The sequence below is a fragment of the Acholeplasma sp. ORD1043 genome (genome assembly GCF_057808485.1).
This window is the reverse complement of the sequence record NZ_JAQLOJ010000019.1, coordinates 1-17,107: the sequence shown is the minus strand read 5'-3', so window position 1 is coordinate 17,107 and position 17,107 is coordinate 1. Positions and strand designations below refer to the sequence as shown.

General features: G+C 31.8%; 12 protein-coding genes. All 12 read right to left on the bottom strand.

All coding sequences use genetic code 11. The annotated features are described in order from the left end of the window. Nucleotides 1–137: 137 nt before the first annotated feature. Nucleotides 138–689, bottom strand: a complete 552-nt coding sequence (gene rpoE / locus PG914_RS06690) for a DNA-directed RNA polymerase subunit delta (RefSeq protein WP_488823029.1) — start codon at nucleotides 687–689, stop codon at nucleotides 138–140. 91 nt (nucleotides 690–780) lie between these two features. Beyond that, nucleotides 781–1,368 (bottom strand): recombination mediator RecR, encoded by a 588-nt coding sequence (gene recR, locus PG914_RS06685; RefSeq protein WP_488823027.1) that lies wholly within the window; start codon nucleotides 1,366–1,368, stop codon nucleotides 781–783. After that, nucleotides 1,368–1,658 (bottom strand): YbaB/EbfC family nucleoid-associated protein, encoded by a 291-nt coding sequence (locus PG914_RS06680; RefSeq protein ID WP_488823026.1) that lies wholly within the window; start codon nucleotides 1,656–1,658, stop codon nucleotides 1,368–1,370. Before PG914_RS06680 ends, recR begins: the two co-directional genes overlap by 1 nt. 2 nt (nucleotides 1,659–1,660) lie before the next feature. After that, nucleotides 1,661–3,361: a DNA polymerase III subunit gamma/tau gene (gene dnaX / locus PG914_RS06675; RefSeq protein ID WP_488823025.1), complete on the bottom strand. Its 1,701-nt coding sequence runs from the start codon at nucleotides 3,359–3,361 to the stop codon at nucleotides 1,661–1,663. 63 nt (nucleotides 3,362–3,424) lie between these two features. Next, nucleotides 3,425–4,771 (bottom strand): tRNA uridine-5-carboxymethylaminomethyl(34) synthesis GTPase MnmE, encoded by a 1,347-nt coding sequence (gene mnmE / locus PG914_RS06670; protein ID WP_488823023.1) that lies wholly within the window; start codon nucleotides 4,769–4,771, stop codon nucleotides 3,425–3,427. Then, nucleotides 4,771–5,343: an MgtC/SapB family protein gene (locus PG914_RS06665; protein WP_488823021.1), complete on the bottom strand. Its 573-nt coding sequence runs from the start codon at nucleotides 5,341–5,343 to the stop codon at nucleotides 4,771–4,773. The genes mnmE and PG914_RS06665 overlap by 1 nt, the downstream gene beginning before the upstream one ends. Nucleotides 5,344–5,361: 18 nt before the next feature. Beyond that, nucleotides 5,362–6,309, bottom strand: coding sequence for a DHH family phosphoesterase (locus PG914_RS06660; RefSeq protein WP_488823020.1), 948 nt, complete (start codon nucleotides 6,307–6,309; stop codon nucleotides 5,362–5,364). After that, complete coding sequence (locus tag PG914_RS06655; protein ID WP_488823018.1) at nucleotides 6,306–7,241, bottom strand: DHH family phosphoesterase; 936 nt, start codon at nucleotides 7,239–7,241, stop codon at nucleotides 6,306–6,308. The genes PG914_RS06660 and PG914_RS06655 overlap by 4 nt, the downstream gene beginning before the upstream one ends. A gap of 109 nt (nucleotides 7,242–7,350) precedes the next feature. Beyond that, a complete protein-coding gene (locus PG914_RS06650) occupies nucleotides 7,351–8,571 on the bottom strand; it encodes a lamin tail domain-containing protein (RefSeq protein WP_488823017.1) in 1,221 nt (406 codons plus the stop codon). Then, nucleotides 8,571–9,512 carry a hypothetical protein gene (locus PG914_RS06645; RefSeq protein WP_488823016.1) on the bottom strand — a complete coding sequence of 314 codons (942 nt, stop codon included), beginning with the start codon at nucleotides 9,510–9,512 and terminating at the stop codon, nucleotides 8,571–8,573. Before PG914_RS06645 ends, PG914_RS06650 begins: the two co-directional genes overlap by 1 nt. 230 nt (nucleotides 9,513–9,742) lie before the next feature. Then, entirely contained in the window at nucleotides 9,743–16,171 is a 6,429-nt protein-coding gene (locus tag PG914_RS06640) for an RHS repeat domain-containing protein (RefSeq protein WP_488823015.1), read from the bottom strand. A gap of 299 nt (nucleotides 16,172–16,470) precedes the next feature. Further along, entirely contained in the window at nucleotides 16,471–16,932 is a 462-nt protein-coding gene (gene tnpA / locus PG914_RS06635; protein ID WP_488823013.1) for an IS200/IS605 family transposase, read from the bottom strand. Nucleotides 16,933–17,107 lie beyond the last annotated feature (175 nt).

Genomic DNA, 17,107 nt, shown 5'->3' with positions numbered 1-17,107 from the left:
TTTTTTTAAATAAAAAAATAAAATCTCCCTGCAAATGAGGGAGACTGATTTTATGGGTGCCCTTCTTTATTCTACCAAACTAAAGTTAAGTTCTCAACTTTATGTGATATTTTAAACAAAAAAGAGGATTTCTCCTCTTATTCGTCATACATATCTTCGAATTCATCCATGATGTCGTTATAGTCATCTTCATCGTAACTATCGTCATCTAAATCAAGATCAACGTCATCAATTTCATCGTCTTCGTCAGTTGATTCTAAATCAAGTCCTACGTCAACGTATTCTTTTTCTTCGATGATTTCTTCATCAAGTTCTTCTTCTTCGTCTTCTTCATCTTCAACTTCTTCTTCAGATTCTAAATCTTCTAGATTGAATTCGGAGAAGTCAATTTCATCATCTTCGATTTCTTCAATTTCTTCTGGTTGTATGAATGCGTAACCGTCTTTATCCCACCACTCTAAATTGCCATCTTTCAATGCCCATTTATCGTCGCCAACAAAAACAAATTTACCGCTTAATGTAATATCCATATATAATTGTGTCATCTTATCGACGTTTGTTGCATCCACACCCTTAAGAGCTGCTGCTTGGTCAATTAAATCATAAATGGAAACTGGTTCAGCACTATTTCTTAAGATTTGTTCAACAATATCAATAAGTGATAGCGCGCTTAAATTTTCTAAGGCCATTTTTAACCCTCCTAAAAAACCGCTTATATTGTATATTAAAGTGTTTAATAAAGCAACACTTTTTTTTAAATAATACTAATTTACATCAATTTTAATACTTTTGACGGTTTTCGACTGCTTTTATTAGCGTTAATTGGTCTGCATACTTCAATTCTGCACCAACTGGTAGTCCATAACCTAGTCTTGTGATTGAAATTCCTGATTCTTTATACAACGTTTTTAAGTACTGTGCAGTAAGTTCGCCTTCAACTGTACCGTTTGTTGCAATGATAATTTCCTCTGCATTTGGTAGGCGTTTTGTTAATGCATCAATATTTAAATCCTTTGGTTCAACACCTTTTGAGAAATCAACTAAACCACCAAGTACATGGTAGAGTCCAAAAAATGTGTTTGTTTGTTCTAATGCAAACACATCCTTAGAATCACTAACAACCATAATGGTTTTACGATCACGATTTTCATTTTGGCAAATCGCACATTCTTCACTATCAGTTAATAGACCACAAGTTTTACAAAACTTGATTTGGTTTTTAAGATCCATCAAGTTTGCACCAAATAATTCTAAATCAACCTTATCCCAAGATGTTAATTGTAGAACTAAACGTTCAGCGGTTTTTTCTCCAATACCAGGAAGCTTTTTGAAATCGTTGATGAGTTTAGCGATGATTGCTGGATACATTAGAAGCCAAATCCGCCCATACCGCCTGTGAATTGACCCATAGTTTCTTCTTGGCGTTTGTCAATTTGAGCAAGTGCATCATTTACTGCAAGTAATACTGCATCTTGTAACATTTCTACTTCATCTAATAAATCTTTATCGATTTTAACGTCGATCACTTGACGTGAACCTTGCATGATTACGGTAACGCCTGAGGCTTTACCAGTAAATTCTGATGCTTCTAATTCTTCTTGTGCATCTTGAATTTGTTTTTGCATTTTCTTTAATTTGTTTAACATATTTGGATTCATAATTATTCCTCTACTTTCACTATATTTTCACCAAAACTGTTTTTTGCGAATTCAACGAGCGGATCTTCTTGTTGTATTTTCTCCACTTCGCTTTCATCTTGTTCATATAAATGTAAGTCTGTATCTTTTAATTTAGGTTTACTGATGCCTGCATTATATTGGTTAGCATAATCATCTTTTAATACTAACCAATCAGGTCTTAAGATGACTTGATAATCATCGATTAATTTAGTCTTTGCATTGATGATTTTAAGGATTTTTTCTTTAGTCTCTTTCTTAAGCATTGTAAGTGCCGTCATACTATCATCATAAACAACTAACATTTTGTTATTACCAACAGCTTCTAGAGAACCTTCTGACAGTAAGCTTGCCACACCTTTAAGTTGTGGCACATCATAATTTTCTAGTGACTTCCAACCACTCTTTAGTAAGTTTTTCTTTTCTCTATCGCCGTTGTTTAAAATCTCTTCAATATCTTTAACCGTTACAAGTGGTTTTAACCCTGAACTTGAAACAATCGTCTTTTTATTTGGTGTTGTAGTTGTTTCTTTTGCTGCAATAGGCGTTATCTTTTGGTTTGAAAGACGTTCTTCTAATGCTTTTACTTCATTGGTTAAGTTTTCAATCTTTTCATTTAACTCAACATACTCAATTGTTTGATAGTTCATCATCTTAATGATGGCTAGTTCTAAGTATGCACGTTTTGAAGTTGTAAACTTAAGTGATTGTTGTAGTTCATTAAGAATATCTAAATACGCATAGATTAATGAAGTACTCATTCCTCTAAGATCTGGGTATTTAGCTTCTTCTCTAATTTTATCAAGTAGACAATCTCTTAGGGCTAAAATAATGTCTGATACCATTCTTGAGATATCTTTACCATCTTGTAAAACTTTAGCTAAGAAGTCTAATGCTTTTTGAGGTTGTTTTTGATAAATCATTTTTAAAAGTTCATTAATAAATCTTCTTGATAATCCACCAGATACTTTATAGACATCATCTTCTTCAATTTGATCTTTAGTAAATGAAACAACTTGATCAAGTAAGGATAGCGCATCACGCATACCACCTTCTGATGTGAGTGCAATTGCTGCAATAGCATCATTTGAGATGGATAGACGCTCTTTATTAATAATCTTTTTAAGGTTGGCTTCAATATCAGCTGTGTCAATATTTTTAAAGTCAAAGCGTTGGCAACGAGAAAGGATTGTTGCAGGTACTTTATGAACTTCAGTTGTTGCAAGGATGAAGACCACATACTTAGGTGGTTCTTCTAAAGTTTTTAGTAAAGCGTTAAAAGCTGCTTGAGTTAACATATGGACTTCATCGATGATATATACTTTATATTTACCAACGGAAGGTGCATATTTAACTTTATCTCTTAAATCACGAATTTCATCGACACCATTGTTTGATGCAGCATCAATTTCAATAACATCTGAAATAGATCCTTTATCAATGGCAAGACATGTTGAACATTCTCCACAAGGTTCAGCGGTAGGTGCTTTTTCACAATTTAATGCTTTAGCAACAATTTTAGCAATTGAGGTTTTACCTGTACCGCGGGGTCCAGAAAAAAGATATGCATGTCCAAACTTCTCGTATTGCAACGCATTTTGTAGAGTTTGAACAATCACTTTTTGTCCGTAGACATCGCGGAAAAATTTCGGTCTATAAGTTCTATAAAGTGCTACATAACTCATGTCTTTTTTATCCCTCTTTCGCTTTTGTTTACTTATTATATCATATAATATGATATCAATTCTTTATTTACCCAAACAAAACTTACTGAATAATTCTGTGAGTAAATCCCCATAAGAATGATTACCTAAAATCTCACCTAAAAGATTCCAGGATTTAGTTAAATCAATTGCATACATATCAACCGGCATATCTAATCCAATTGAAGTAATAACTGCTTCAAGTGAAGCTTTTGCTTCTTTTAGTTTTTGGATATGGCGAATATTTGATAAGTAGTTAAAATCAGTATCATTTAAATTATCTAGTTGAAGTGTTATTAAAATTTCTTGTTCTAGTTTTTCTAGACCATCTTTTTTAAGTGATGAAATTTCAACCACAGTATCAATTTCCAGATTTCTCTTTAAGTCTTTCTTATTACCTACGATGATTCTGTTTTTATTTTTAGTTGCTTCAAGTAACATTTTATCTTCATCGGTTAGAGTTTGAGATAAGTCTAATACAAGTAAAACTAAGTCTGCTTCATTAATTGCTTTTAAAGAACGTTCAACACCAATTTTTTCAATCGTATCTTTAGCATCTCTAATGCCTGCTGTATCGATCAAATGAAGTGTTGCACCGGATAAACTCACATACGCATCAATGGTGTCACGTGTTGTACCTGCAATATCCGACACAATGGCTCTATCTTCGTCTAAAAGCGCATTAAGAAGCGAACTCTTCCCAACATTAGGTCTACCTACAATAACGGTTTTAATGCCCTCTCTAATGAGTTGAGTTTTTCTTGAATGAAGTAGAATATCATCAATTTCTTTTAAGAGATCAATGGTTGCAGGGTAAATAATTTCTTTACTCATAACTTCTGCATCATCATACTCAGGATAGTCAATATTAACCTCAATTTTAGCAATTAAAGTTAAGACCTTATTCTTTAGGTTATCAATTAATCCTGAGGTCTTTTTTGAAAGTGCACGGTGGGCAACTTTTAACGCATTCTCATTTGTTGCATGAATGATATCCATAATTGCTTCTGCTTGAATTAAGTCAATTCTTCCATTTAAATAAGCACGTTTAGAAAACTCTCCAGGTTCAGCCAGTCTAATATCACAATCTAGAATACGTTCTAAAACTTTTTGTGTAATTAAAATACCACCATGGGTTGAAACTTCAATTGTATCTTCTTTTGTAAAAGATTTAGGTGCACGAAAAACACTTATCATAACTTCATCAACGACAGAACCGTCTTTGTCTAAAATATGACCATAGTGTATTGTGTTCCCCTTTGCTTTAGTTAAATCTTTACCTTTAAAAATAGAATTAATAGCTTCGATCGAACCCTCGCCCGTTACTCTAATCACAGATAGTCCTGCGGTTCCGATTGGGGTTGATATAGCAGCAATTGTATCAAATTTCATTATAGAATCTCATCACTTTGTATAACTTCAATTTTTGGTCGTCGCTTCAATTGAGCAGTCGCTGAGGTGACCCTCGCTTTTAATGGATTAAATCCACGTTTTAAATCTCTAATTGTAATAAATAATACTACGAATACCCCGAAGAATATACCTTCATAAAGATATCCCGAACCTAGTAATAAGCCAAACATTGCAGAAAACCAGATGGTTGCAGCAGTTGTAATACCATGGATGATATGATTACCATCCTTCATAATAACACCTGCGCCAATGAAACCAATACCTGATACGACTTGAGCAATAACTCTTTGTCCTTCTGCATTAGCTCCCATTTCCATTTGATTATATAACATAATTCGTTGCATAATAGCAATCATCATCGCACCAATACCTACCAATACATGCGCAGAAATACCAGCTGCTTTACCTACGTTTTGACGTTCTAGTCCAACATAGAATGTGACTGCAAATACAATTATGGTTGGAATAATGACCATAAATAACCATTGATCAAATGTCATAAATGATTCAATTAAACTTGCACCCTCAGGAATTGTTACAAGAAAATTCATATTAAATCCCCCTTATTCTTATAAAACTTCTTCTACTGCTTTAATAAATGCTTCTAGTTCACTCCAAGATTCTAGTGTTGCACCACTTGCTTTAGCGTGGCCACCACCTCTAAATTGGTTAGCAACTTTATCAATATCTGGTCCATTTGAACGTAATCTTACACGGATAGAATCACCATCTTCAATAAAGATTGCCCAAATAGGGAAGCCTTCAATACCACCTAATATGTTAACAATTGAACTTGCTTCTTCATAAGATAGTTTGAATTCTTTTCTAATTGCTTCAGTAATTTTTAGATAAATGAAGCCTTTTTCGGTTGTTATAAAGTTTTGGTAAACAAAACCTTTGAAACGAATCATATCAAGTGATTCTATTGAAAGTTGTTTATCAATTTCTTCAACATCAGCACCATGGTTTAATAACATACCAGCCATACGGTGTGTTAATTCGGTTACACCACGGTATTTAAATCTTCCAGTATCTGTAAGGATACCAGTATACATTGCAACCGCCCCTGGTTTTGTAATTTGTAATTTCTTAAATTTAGTTGAGAAATAAGCCATCATTTGTGCACATGATGGGAATGATGTATCTACCCATTGATAATCACCATATTGATCAATTGGGATATGGTGGTCAATTTTAATCACTTCTTTACCTAAAACATATTTAGGATTAGATACTCTATCCGCTGTTGCTGTATCAACAACAATTGATAATGCATCAGCATAGAAACTATCTGGAAGATCAGATGGAACAATGATATCCGGTGTTCCAACGAATGCTACATATTCTGATATTTGTGAAGTAACTAATACTTCTTTTTCTGGGAATGCATTTTTAATCATATTTTTTAAACCAAATTGTGCACCATAACAGTCACCATCAGGTCTAATATGTCCATAGATGATAATTTTTGGATATTGTTTGATCTTTTTATAGATTGTATTTAAGATATTGCTCATTGTTTTGCCCTTTCGTTTAAATCATTAATCATTAACATTGCTTCATCAAAACTCTTTAGGGTTGCACCACACGCATTCGCATGTCCGCCACCACCATATTTTTTAGCAATATCAACAATTGATATGTTTCTACTACGTAACTCAGCAACAACTTCACCTGCTTCGTTTTCTGTAAAGTTTGCCCAAATTGGTACTTCTTTGATACCCGCCATACCATTTACCATACCACGAGATACTGAGAAGAAATCTAAGCCTGACTTTTCAATTAATGCTTGGTCATTAAAACGATAAGCTACATTATTTTCTGATAATTTAAAATCAGAGAATAAGAGTCTTGCTTGACGTTTTGCAAGTGGTTCGATATAAAGATAATCATAAATTTCTTTAACATCTACACCGTATCTCATAAGCACTGATGAAATATAGAATGTGTGTTCCCCATTATCCTTATTAATATAGTTATATCGACCTGAATCACCAATGATACCTGCTAGCATATGGCTTGCGGATTCTTTGTCAAACTCGAAACCCCATTTAATAGCAAGATCTGCGATAATTTTTGAACATGATATCCACTTTTCATTTTTATAAATAATCGTTGGATTAAGGTTTGTTTCATTTAAGTGGTGATCAATTACAATTAATTCTTTAGCTAATTTATATCTATCGTCTGATATAAGGTTCATTTCACATGTATCTAGAATAAATGCCAGTGCACCGTTATATGTTTTATCACTAATAATATCCATTTGGTGAGGGTACGGATAGCTTGAATCATCACCTACTACATACACGTTCTTTTTAGGGAAATTCAGCTTAAGTAAGGATGCCAAACCAAGTTGTGATCCATATGCATCAAAATCAGGACGATTATGTCTATGAATGATGATAGTGTCATATGATTTAATTTTTTCTAATATAGTTTGTTCCATTTTAAATCCTTTCACTTTTTTTGGAATATTACAGTATAGCAAACTTTATAATAAAATACAAACGAAAAGGGCAATATTCTTTTTAAGAATACAACCCTAATTGATTTTATTACCAAGGAAGAGGTAGATGTGGTTGCCAAGTTGGATTTGTTGTTGCCAATGCTCCAGCACCATTATTTGCTTGATAGTTCCAATCTGGTGATTTTTCACCATTTGGATTAATTGGATAGCCTTTAGCTCCCCAACCATTGTTCTTAGCTTCATTTTCGGCAAACTTTAAGAATGTTAGATATGGAACGTTTTTGTAAGTAAGAATAAAATCATAGTCTTCATATTTAATTTGAACATCAGATTCCGATAAACCCTCTCTTACAATTAAAAATTGTGATAAATGTCCATTAACCCAAACTAATCCCAAGTTTCGTCCATAACCTTCTTGTAAGGCATTACCTGGAATTGATTGCAATTGAATTAATTTTGAATTTCCATCCTTTAATAAATACTCTTTATTGTATTTAGAGGCAACATAACCCCAAGGCTCTGCAACAACATTAGACCCATTGACTTCAGGGGTGTTGATGTAGAAATATCTCATAGAACCTCCAGGATAGCCATTAACTGCTTGGAAAGTTGCTGTATCTCCATCTGCAATGCTTTGAACTGTAGATGTTGCAACACCACCAAAACCTAAATTACTATTGTTTGGATCAACATATGGCATTTCTAAGAATCTTTCTTCAAGTCTTGGACCCTCATATAATTGTTCAAATGTTTTGATTTCATGATCATCATTTTTTAAGTATTGATAAAGATTTGGTGCGTATCCAATATAGTTAAATAAATTAAATTCTTTATTAGGTTGATAATCAGTTAATAATCCTAATCTAATTTGGGTTGAGTTTATTGAAAAATCAAAATCAGACCCAATAGAACCAAATATATCAATTCTTGATCCATATTTTGTTAATTCAATAACATCATTTCCGTTAAACGGGAGTGACCCATTTTCATTTGAAAAATCAATTAATTCTTTAACTTCAGCAACCCCATGATTAGAACCACCAACTAAAAAATATGAGTTAGCTTCGATAGTTCCTGAAAGATTGATTGTTTGAGAAACTTCTTTTGCTCCATTTGTGTAAAAATTAAATGCATATTCACCTAAATCAACCGATGCCTCAGAGGTGTTGTATAATTCGATTAAGTTGTTCGCTTGACGAGTGGTTGTATAAACTTTTGAAATAACAATTGGTGATGCTACATCACCATTACAGGCTACTAAAACAACTGCTATTAATGCAATAATGAATGATAATAATATCCTTTTCATTATGTATTCTCCTTTTCATTTTTCTCTAGTTCTTTTTGATAGTTTCGAATTTTTGCTTCTCTTTGAAGTTTCTTTTGTTTAATGTGTGCAATTGTTGGTTTTAAAAAGAAAAGTAAATAAGTTATGGGGATTAAGACTAACACTTCAATCAGAATATTTTTAATATATAGAGTGTTATACGATTGTAATCTATCCATATGTGTCTTATTGTAATAAATTTCATCACTTGTCTCTAAATTGTTTTGATATGATTCATCAATTTTGATGTTTTGACTTGAGACATTAACGATATCACGGTTAGCATCTTCTCCAAATTGATCATTGGTGGATATAGTAGTTAATGATGAATTTGAAAGTGCTAGAATATTTACCTCAATATCATTCATTAAAACATATTTAATTGTAATGCTTTTTATTTCAATCGCTGATGGTGCTGATAATTGGCCATATGGGATAATAAATGCTTTCGTCTTATTATCATACAGTGTTGCAAAAGACTCATTAAAGTCAGATTTTGATGTTTGTCCAATTGTAACAACTTGATTAAATTCAATGTTCGCTTTTATGATATCATCACCATAATCATCTTGTTTTAAATCATCAACGTTTAAATTAAGGTCTTTAATCAATATATATAACGAATTGCTTTTTTTATTATAATTCTTTTCAACAAGTGCATAAAATTTTACAGTCAGACTGACTTTGGATGAAGTGTATGATTGTTCAAATAGTGGCTGCTTTTTAATATAACTTTCTGTACCATCATTATAATTAGCTACAATCATTGCAGAAATCAAATCCAAATCGTTATCTTTAACTTCTTCCTTTATGTCACCTAAAAATTCTTGTGCTTTTTCAGCTTCTGTAAATGCTCCGACGAAATATGTGATAACTGCTATAAATAATATATAAAACGCAATACCAATCCAGTTTTTATTCATGTTTTGTCCTTTTGCAATCTAAAAAATCACTCTTTAATGTGCTTATTATTATATCGTAAAAACGCTTTTTTATCAAATAAATATTTGATAGATTGTAACTCGCTAATCAAGTAAAATTGCATTGAATAATACATATAGTTTATTGGGTAGTGAAAAGAGTCCTGTACAATTTAATGTACAAGACTCTTCGATGTTTTATTTGAATCATATGAATATATTAAGAAATACGTTTATTGTGCTCTGCCTTTTCTTTCTGGAAGTTGAAGTGAAATATTATATTCAAAACCAATTAATGCGCTGGCTGAAATTTTAAAAACAATTTTTCCATCTTCAACTGTCATGTTTATAGATCCCCCAACTGATAAGATTTTTACCTTAACGCTAGCTTCAACATTTATATTCAATATTTCCACTGCAACGGAACCCCCTGCAGTAATTGCAGTTATTTCAGCACCGATTTTAATTCCACTCGTATCTATGCCACCATTAAATTCAAAGACTCCTATATCAATATATCCATTCGCATTCACAAGTTCACCGACACTAAAATTGCCATTAACGCTATATACAGCAAACAAAACACTTATTGAATTTTCTGTTGATTCAATGTTCAGTTTTGAAAAAATAATTGCATATGAGGCTTTGACTGATCCGGAACTGACTTCCCCACTTTGAATTATTTTATTTATAAATTCTGGTGCAGGCTTATAATCTTCTTGGAAAGGAAAAACAAGATTATTTTCTAATAAATTATTAGGGTCTTGAGTATTGATTTGAGTTGTTATTGCTTTGTTGTCCGGTTTAAAGGCATACAAATTCATTCCACCATTTGATAATGTATCCATATAATTGAAATCATTAATGGTGTAGAATCTGCCTAACTTAGGATTATATAGTCTAGAATTAATATAGTACATTTCTAAGTCTTCGTCGTAATAATGTCCTCTATATCTAAATGGATTCAATGACGATAGATTTATTCCAGAAGTATCTGATTTATATATTAAGCTACCCCAAGTATCATAGTAATATTCGACAACTATATTACCCGTTATGTCTTGAATTTTTATGATATCACCATGGGCATTTGCAATATAAAAATATTCATTGCCATTATAATTCATTGAAATTAATTGACCATTTAAGTCGTACACATACAAAATAACCTGTCCATTAACTTTTTCAGCAATAATTCTTCCATTTTCATAAACATATTGTGTTGATATAGTTGCCCCATTCTTTGATCCAAATTTAGATGTAACATTGCCTTGATTATTATACTTAAATTCCAGAGAAATATTATCAATCCAATCAAAGTAATGTGATATATTGTATCCGTCCCAAAAAATCTCTTCTAAGCCATTAGCTCCATCAAATGTGCCTTCAACGTTTCCCGTACCATCATATGAAAAGAAATATGAGGTTTGATAATTGTTTCCGATATAATAGTCAATTTGGTTAATTTGATCTTTTCTGTCTTGCTTATAGTAATATAGCCAATATCTATTGATGTTGCCATAATAATAGTCACTTATATCGTCAAATTCATAAATTGCTGTTATGTTCCCTAATAAATCATACTCGTAAACACGGTACTTACTCATAGTTTGACCATTCTTATTTATTCGATAAAGCTCACTTTTAATTTGATCAAAGCCAGTATACGTATACGTATGACTTTCTGCTAAAATAGTTTGATTACCCACATGTTCAATCATTTGATAATCTATTACATTATGATTACTATCATAGTTGTATGTAATTGTAAAGATTTGATTAGTGATATCATCTTGAATTTTTGAGTATGTAATTGAATCTATTCTAGTTGATGAATTACCGTAATTTGATATCGCAGTATCATACTGATAACTTTGTCTATATTTTATTGCACCAACCGATAGTTCAACATTATTTAATCTGCGTAATGAATCGTTATCATAATTATATTGTTTGTTAACTGCTGTGATGTTGTCTATTTCGTATGATGTATAATCGTATTCTCCAGTTTGATGATTAAAGTGATATTGAATGGCTCGAGCATTACCATTTACAACATAATTTACACCATCAATATTACCATATAAATCATAACTATATTTGATGTCATTTCCGTCTTTATCCGTTACTGCTAATAGTTTGGAATCACTGTCATAAGAATAAAAGTAAATGTTTGAATTATAGATATCCTTTAAAACAGAAAGTCTATTATTACTATCATACTCATATTCATATCTCACTGAACCATTAAACGAAACGGATTTAATTAAATTCATGTCATTATATGTAAATGAGTAGTATTCGTTAGTTCCAAATATTTGTCGTTTCATTAAATCGGTATAATAAGTTTGATTATTTATTCCGGTTTTGGTAGTGTATTCATATTTAGCGATTGATTGGTTTCCTAATTTGACATTTGTGATTTGATCTAAATCATTATATTCAAACTCAAAATAGAATCCAGAATTCATATTAACTTCCGGGTTTATAAATTGTAATCTACCTTGGCTATCATATTCAAACACTGTAAATCCAGTTGCACCTGTGTAGCCATCAAGTTGAACATTATAGAATAAACGTCCAAAATCGTCATATGTAAACTCAACTCCACCATTGTTTGAATATTGTATACTTTCGACGAGACCAATCATTTTATTTACATATTGTGATGTTGTATTACCGAACTCGTCTATAACAGATGATATATATTGTCCGTCCGTTGAATAGTTTGTTGCGTGTTTAAACCAATTGCTATTTACATCTCCATATCTTATGCTAGTGATTTTTTTAGTCACATTATCATAGGTGAAGGTTTGCATAACGTTGTTTTTCTCAATTGATTTAATTAAGGAGTTTTGGTATGTAATGTTGGTTATGTATTCTTGGTCTTGATATTCAGTAGTGATTTGAGAAATTTTATCGTTTTCATAAGTAAAACTTTGTTTTGTGCCATCACTATAAATAATGGCTTCCATATTTCCTTCATTATCATAAAGATATTTTTTTTGATTTTTGGAAACATTGTCTTGAATTACAGAAATATTATCAAAATATGCCGATCCTTCTCCTTGATAAATCAAATAGACGACAACCTTGAAGTAAGAAAGAGCTTCCACATTACCTGGTTGTGCCAATTCTTGAACTTTGTTAGGATCAATCGTAAGATTTGCAGATTGATATTGCCAATCTTTCACTTGAGTATCAAAAGAAATATAAAAATCTTCTACCTTAGCTGTGCTATTTATTGGAAAGACTTCTACTTTTAATCCAAAGAATCTACCATCTTGTATTATCTTTTCACTTGGTATCAATGTTTGATGATTATAATAAACCTTATTTGGTACTGCATTCGTTGACTTACCCCATCCACTTATAACAAGCGAAGTACCCAAATCGTATTTAACAAAGATTTCTTGTTTTGCATAACTTAATTTTGAACCATTTCCATCAATTTTTAATGCTGAACTTCCTAAAATCTCTTTTAGTGTTCCTGATGTGTTATTTGATACTTTGTTAACATAGCCCTCAGTCTTCCATTCTGATCCTACATTTTTTTCAAATGATGAATTTACAACACCATTATATTTAGTATCAGTGAACCCATCTATTAATGAGATGTTATCGAAGTATGCAATTGAATTAGGTGTTCCATTATTTAATTTAATTGTAATTTGAGTCAATCCAGTTACACTGAAAGTCACCTTATATTTTTTCCATGTTAGAACGTTTGTTGTATATGAATCTTCGGAAATAATAGTTGCCCCTTCAACTTTAATGTGTGTATTTGAACCAGACTTAGTTTGTTTAATATAACCCGATAATGTATATTGTCCGGTTGTTAAACTGATATCTTGATGAGCATAAACTACCCCATAACTATTCTTTAACTGTAATGCTTTTTTTCCTAGTGCTGTATCTTGATTGGTTACTTGAATTTCACCGTCACTATTTGCATCGCTTCCAAATTGCCAATGATCCAAACCATATTCAAATCCGTGATTGCTGATTGGATTATTATACTCTTTGGATGATACAGATTGATGTATTAATTGGTTATTGTTATAGTAGTTCGGTTTTTCAAGATTCACAATTTCGTAATATTGGTGTCTTTTTGCATATTCATCTTCACCATCAAGGTTATTTGAATATGCTGTGAAATATGTGTATAATCCACTATAACGATATGAGACTGTATTATATAAACTGTCAAAAATATTAATGGTATGTCCATAATTATCAAATTGATATGTTATTTTTTGGCCATATTGGTCTGTATAAACAGTTTGTCCATATGTATAATCAATAGTTAAGTCTGTTATGTTTTTATTATTTTCTTTAACACTTACTGCTGTAACCTTGTTTCCAGTATATGCATATGTAACGCTTTGATCATAATTCCCCCTGTAAGCAGATATAAGCCTTCCATTTGAATACGTGTAGTTTAGGTTATCGTTAGCTGATGTAGAAGCAGGATCATTTGTAGAGCCATAATTATAGTATGATTTCACCTGTGTCAAATAATTAGCATTATATGTATATGTCTTATATTCCACTTCGTTCCATAAATTGGATCCATAGAGTAACTTCATACTAACCTTGTTTAAAAACTCTGTTCCTCCTTGATTGTATGTTAATTCAAACTTATTTCCAATTTGATCAGAAACAACTGAAATTCTCGTATTAGAACCACTCTTATATGTGATATTTATTAAACTTCCTGTTACTGTATTTTCTACTTTTTTAAGGTTTTTTATTGTTTTATCGAAATGGTATTTGACATCATTTGGGGTTGTAATATATAATTCTGTAATTGTATTATTTTGCTTGATTTCATGGAGAATTAATCTTGAGCCATCTTCAGCAATGTATTTTGATTCCGTAGAAGTTGGTTCACCTAACGGTTGAAAGTACACTGTACTAAAATCTGGCTTAACCAGGTAGTAAACTGAGCCTGATTTGACAAGGTTCATATTGTAATTAGTTCTAACACCATATCCATATCCAATATTGGATTGAATACCAGCATAATTATAATAGAAACTAAGGGGCATATTAACAACTTCATTACTCACTAAAAAATCTTGTCTAACCCAAGTTAAATTACCTGTATAATCACTAATATACCCAGTTCCTAAATCACCTATATCTTGTGAAGAATAAGTCCAATAGTCTTTAAGTCCGATTGGATCTGAATATCCATAAATAACTTTTGAATATAATTGGTCCATCCATAAGGTGTGATTTATTACATTTGGCTGTAAGATATTATTTATTTGATCCAATTTCAAAGTAAAACTTAGCCACTCAGTATTTATACCATAATTTTGATATTTTTTGAGGTGGCTAGTAAAATCAAATACTGCTGGTGCTTTATTAGCATGGGTGTGATAATCTATTACCTCCAAATCATATTGAGGCTTATTTGACCAAGTTACTGAATTTCTATCAAAATCTAATACATTATAGTAAAGATTTGTTTGGCTTCCAACGGAAGATTCATAATCCTGTACATTAAATGATAAACGGGCATAATTAATGACTTTATCCCAAATTGTGCTTGGGACTTGAAATCTTACTAAAGTTCTACTTTCTAATTCAAAATAATTATCCATTAATGACCAACTGACACGATTATACGTATTATTATAATTAGTTGGCATTCCATCATTCGATACTGTTATACTTTGAATTGGTGAAGTATAACTAATGTTATTAATATATTCAATTGTTGGATCTATTTTAACGGGATATTCTGCATGATCTAACCATTGTTTGTCAACATCTAGCTCTAAAATAAACTCATTAGAACTAATTGTCGTAACATTCATCTCAACAGAATATGTAATATCCCCATTGGAATCAAGAGCAAATAAATCCCCAAATTGATATACCAACTCATTATTCATGTTAACAAATGTATAGATATTGTCTTGAATTGTTAAAGTTAAATTTTCCACCTTAAATCTAAATTTAATATCTAAATCTTCAATTTTTTCACTTAAAATTATATTTTCTTTAATTGTTTGACTTTGAATAATATACTCAAGGCTAATGCCTGGCAAAACATTCTCATACATTATTTGAGAAGATATCTTATCTAATACATCATCATCAAGTTGTTGTTCTACTAAAATTGATTTACTTGATTCAGTGCTGCTATCAAGATACCAGCTAATTTTCTGATTATCTTTTGAAAGAGTTATTGGCGAAAATTGATTTAAAGTGTCTGGGAATGACACTTCAAACTCATTCGCTTTGTTTGTATACGTGTGTTCTATTTCATTAAAAATGAGTTCATTATCTATTTCTTCCCAAACACCATCTTTTAGATAGTGAATTGGACTAGAATATGAAGCCATTTCAAATGTACCATCTAATTTTTTATAATGTTTTTCATATTGATTTCGTCTGCTTGCTTCTTCTTTATCTATAGGAACGTGCAGCGGATCAACATCATAACTTTCGAGGTTATTCAAATCATTCTGCACCTCTACTGGAGTTTCTTGTGGGTTGTTGCCTCTGTTATTTGGAATCGCAAAAGCAAACGCATTAAAAAGTGTCACAATCAACATGACTGCAATGAAAACCTTATTTGGCTTTATAAGATTCATTACTGCGTAATCAATTGCCGATGTGGGCCTTAAATATGATTTGTTAAACATTTTTACCCTCCTATTGGTTAATAAGCATACTTTTTTATAAGAAAATAAAAAGGGCGGCGACATAAAAGAGTTTTTCACTCTTTAAAAGTCATCTCCCTTGACTAATTCTCTTATACTCCTATATTAATTGAAAACGCTTACTATAACAAGTGAAATGATAACTTAAATTATATTTTTAATATTAACCTAGTAAAAATCCGCGTCTTCAAGGCGCGGTTTTTCTCACACGCCTACAAGGCTTTATTACTGGCGACCCCCATTTGAGGGTCTTTCTATTTGCCCAATTGCCTTTGACACTCTTACTTACCCGTAAACGGGTCTTTATACTCCTTGATGCTCTTCTTATCCGCTAGTTGATCATCTAACTCTTGGTTCCTGATATAATTTGCTACTGTTTGCTTGTTTAGACCTACGGTCGAAACGTAGTATCCTTCTGACCAGAAGTGTCGAGATCCATAGTTGTATTTCAAATTGGCATGCTCGTCAAAAATCATCAAGCTTCTTTTTCCCTTCAAATACCCCATGAATGAACTTACCGCTAGTTTGGGTGGTATTTTGACGAGCATGTGGATATGATCTGACATTGCATGTGCCTCGACTATTTCCACGCCTTTGTATTCACACAGGCGTCGAATATACTTGCCAATATCACTTCTCAATTTTGCATAGATTGCTTTTCGTCGATACTTTGGTGTGAAGACTATGTGGTATTGGCAGTTCCACCTTGTATGTGATAAACTACTTGTATCATCGTTCTTCATTGTTCTGATGATAGAATCCTCCTTGGTTTAATTTGGTGTAAGGCAATTGGTCATTACCATTATACTAACCAAGAGGATTCTTTTTGTTTATCGCTACTGCTCCTTTGATTCCACCCGCATAGCAGGTGGTTTTATGTTAGTCTACGACCAACATAATAAAAAAGGCGGTTTCTTT

What these genes read in the sequence shown, in the direction of transcription:
- rpoE (WP_488823029.1), bottom strand. Translation starts at nt 689, where the DNA reads ATGGCCTTAGAAAATTTAAGCGCGCTATCACTTATTGATATTGTTGAA.
- recR (WP_488823027.1), bottom strand. Translation starts at nt 1,368, where the DNA reads ATGTATCCAGCAATCATCGCTAAACTCATCAACGATTTCAAAAAGCTT.
- PG914_RS06680 (WP_488823026.1), bottom strand. Translation starts at nt 1,658, where the DNA reads ATGAATCCAAATATGTTAAACAAATTAAAGAAAATGCAAAAACAAATT.
- dnaX (WP_488823025.1), bottom strand. Translation starts at nt 3,361, where the DNA reads ATGAGTTATGTAGCACTTTATAGAACTTATAGACCGAAATTTTTCCGC.
- mnmE (WP_488823023.1), bottom strand. Translation starts at nt 4,771, where the DNA reads ATGAAATTTGATACAATTGCTGCTATATCAACCCCAATCGGAACCGCA.
- PG914_RS06665 (WP_488823021.1), bottom strand. Translation starts at nt 5,343, where the DNA reads ATGAATTTTCTTGTAACAATTCCTGAGGGTGCAAGTTTAATTGAATCA.
- PG914_RS06660 (WP_488823020.1), bottom strand. Translation starts at nt 6,309, where the DNA reads ATGAGCAATATCTTAAATACAATCTATAAAAAGATCAAACAATATCCA.
- PG914_RS06655 (WP_488823018.1), bottom strand. Translation starts at nt 7,241, where the DNA reads ATGGAACAAACTATATTAGAAAAAATTAAATCATATGACACTATCATC.
- PG914_RS06650 (WP_488823017.1), bottom strand. Translation starts at nt 8,571, where the DNA reads ATGAAAAGGATATTATTATCATTCATTATTGCATTAATAGCAGTTGTT.
- PG914_RS06645 (WP_488823016.1), bottom strand. Translation starts at nt 9,512, where the DNA reads ATGAATAAAAACTGGATTGGTATTGCGTTTTATATATTATTTATAGCA.
- PG914_RS06640 (WP_488823015.1), bottom strand. Translation starts at nt 16,171, where the DNA reads ATGTTTAACAAATCATATTTAAGGCCCACATCGGCAATTGATTACGCA.
- tnpA (WP_488823013.1), bottom strand. Translation starts at nt 16,932, where the DNA reads ATGAAGAACGATGATACAAGTAGTTTATCACATACAAGGTGGAACTGC.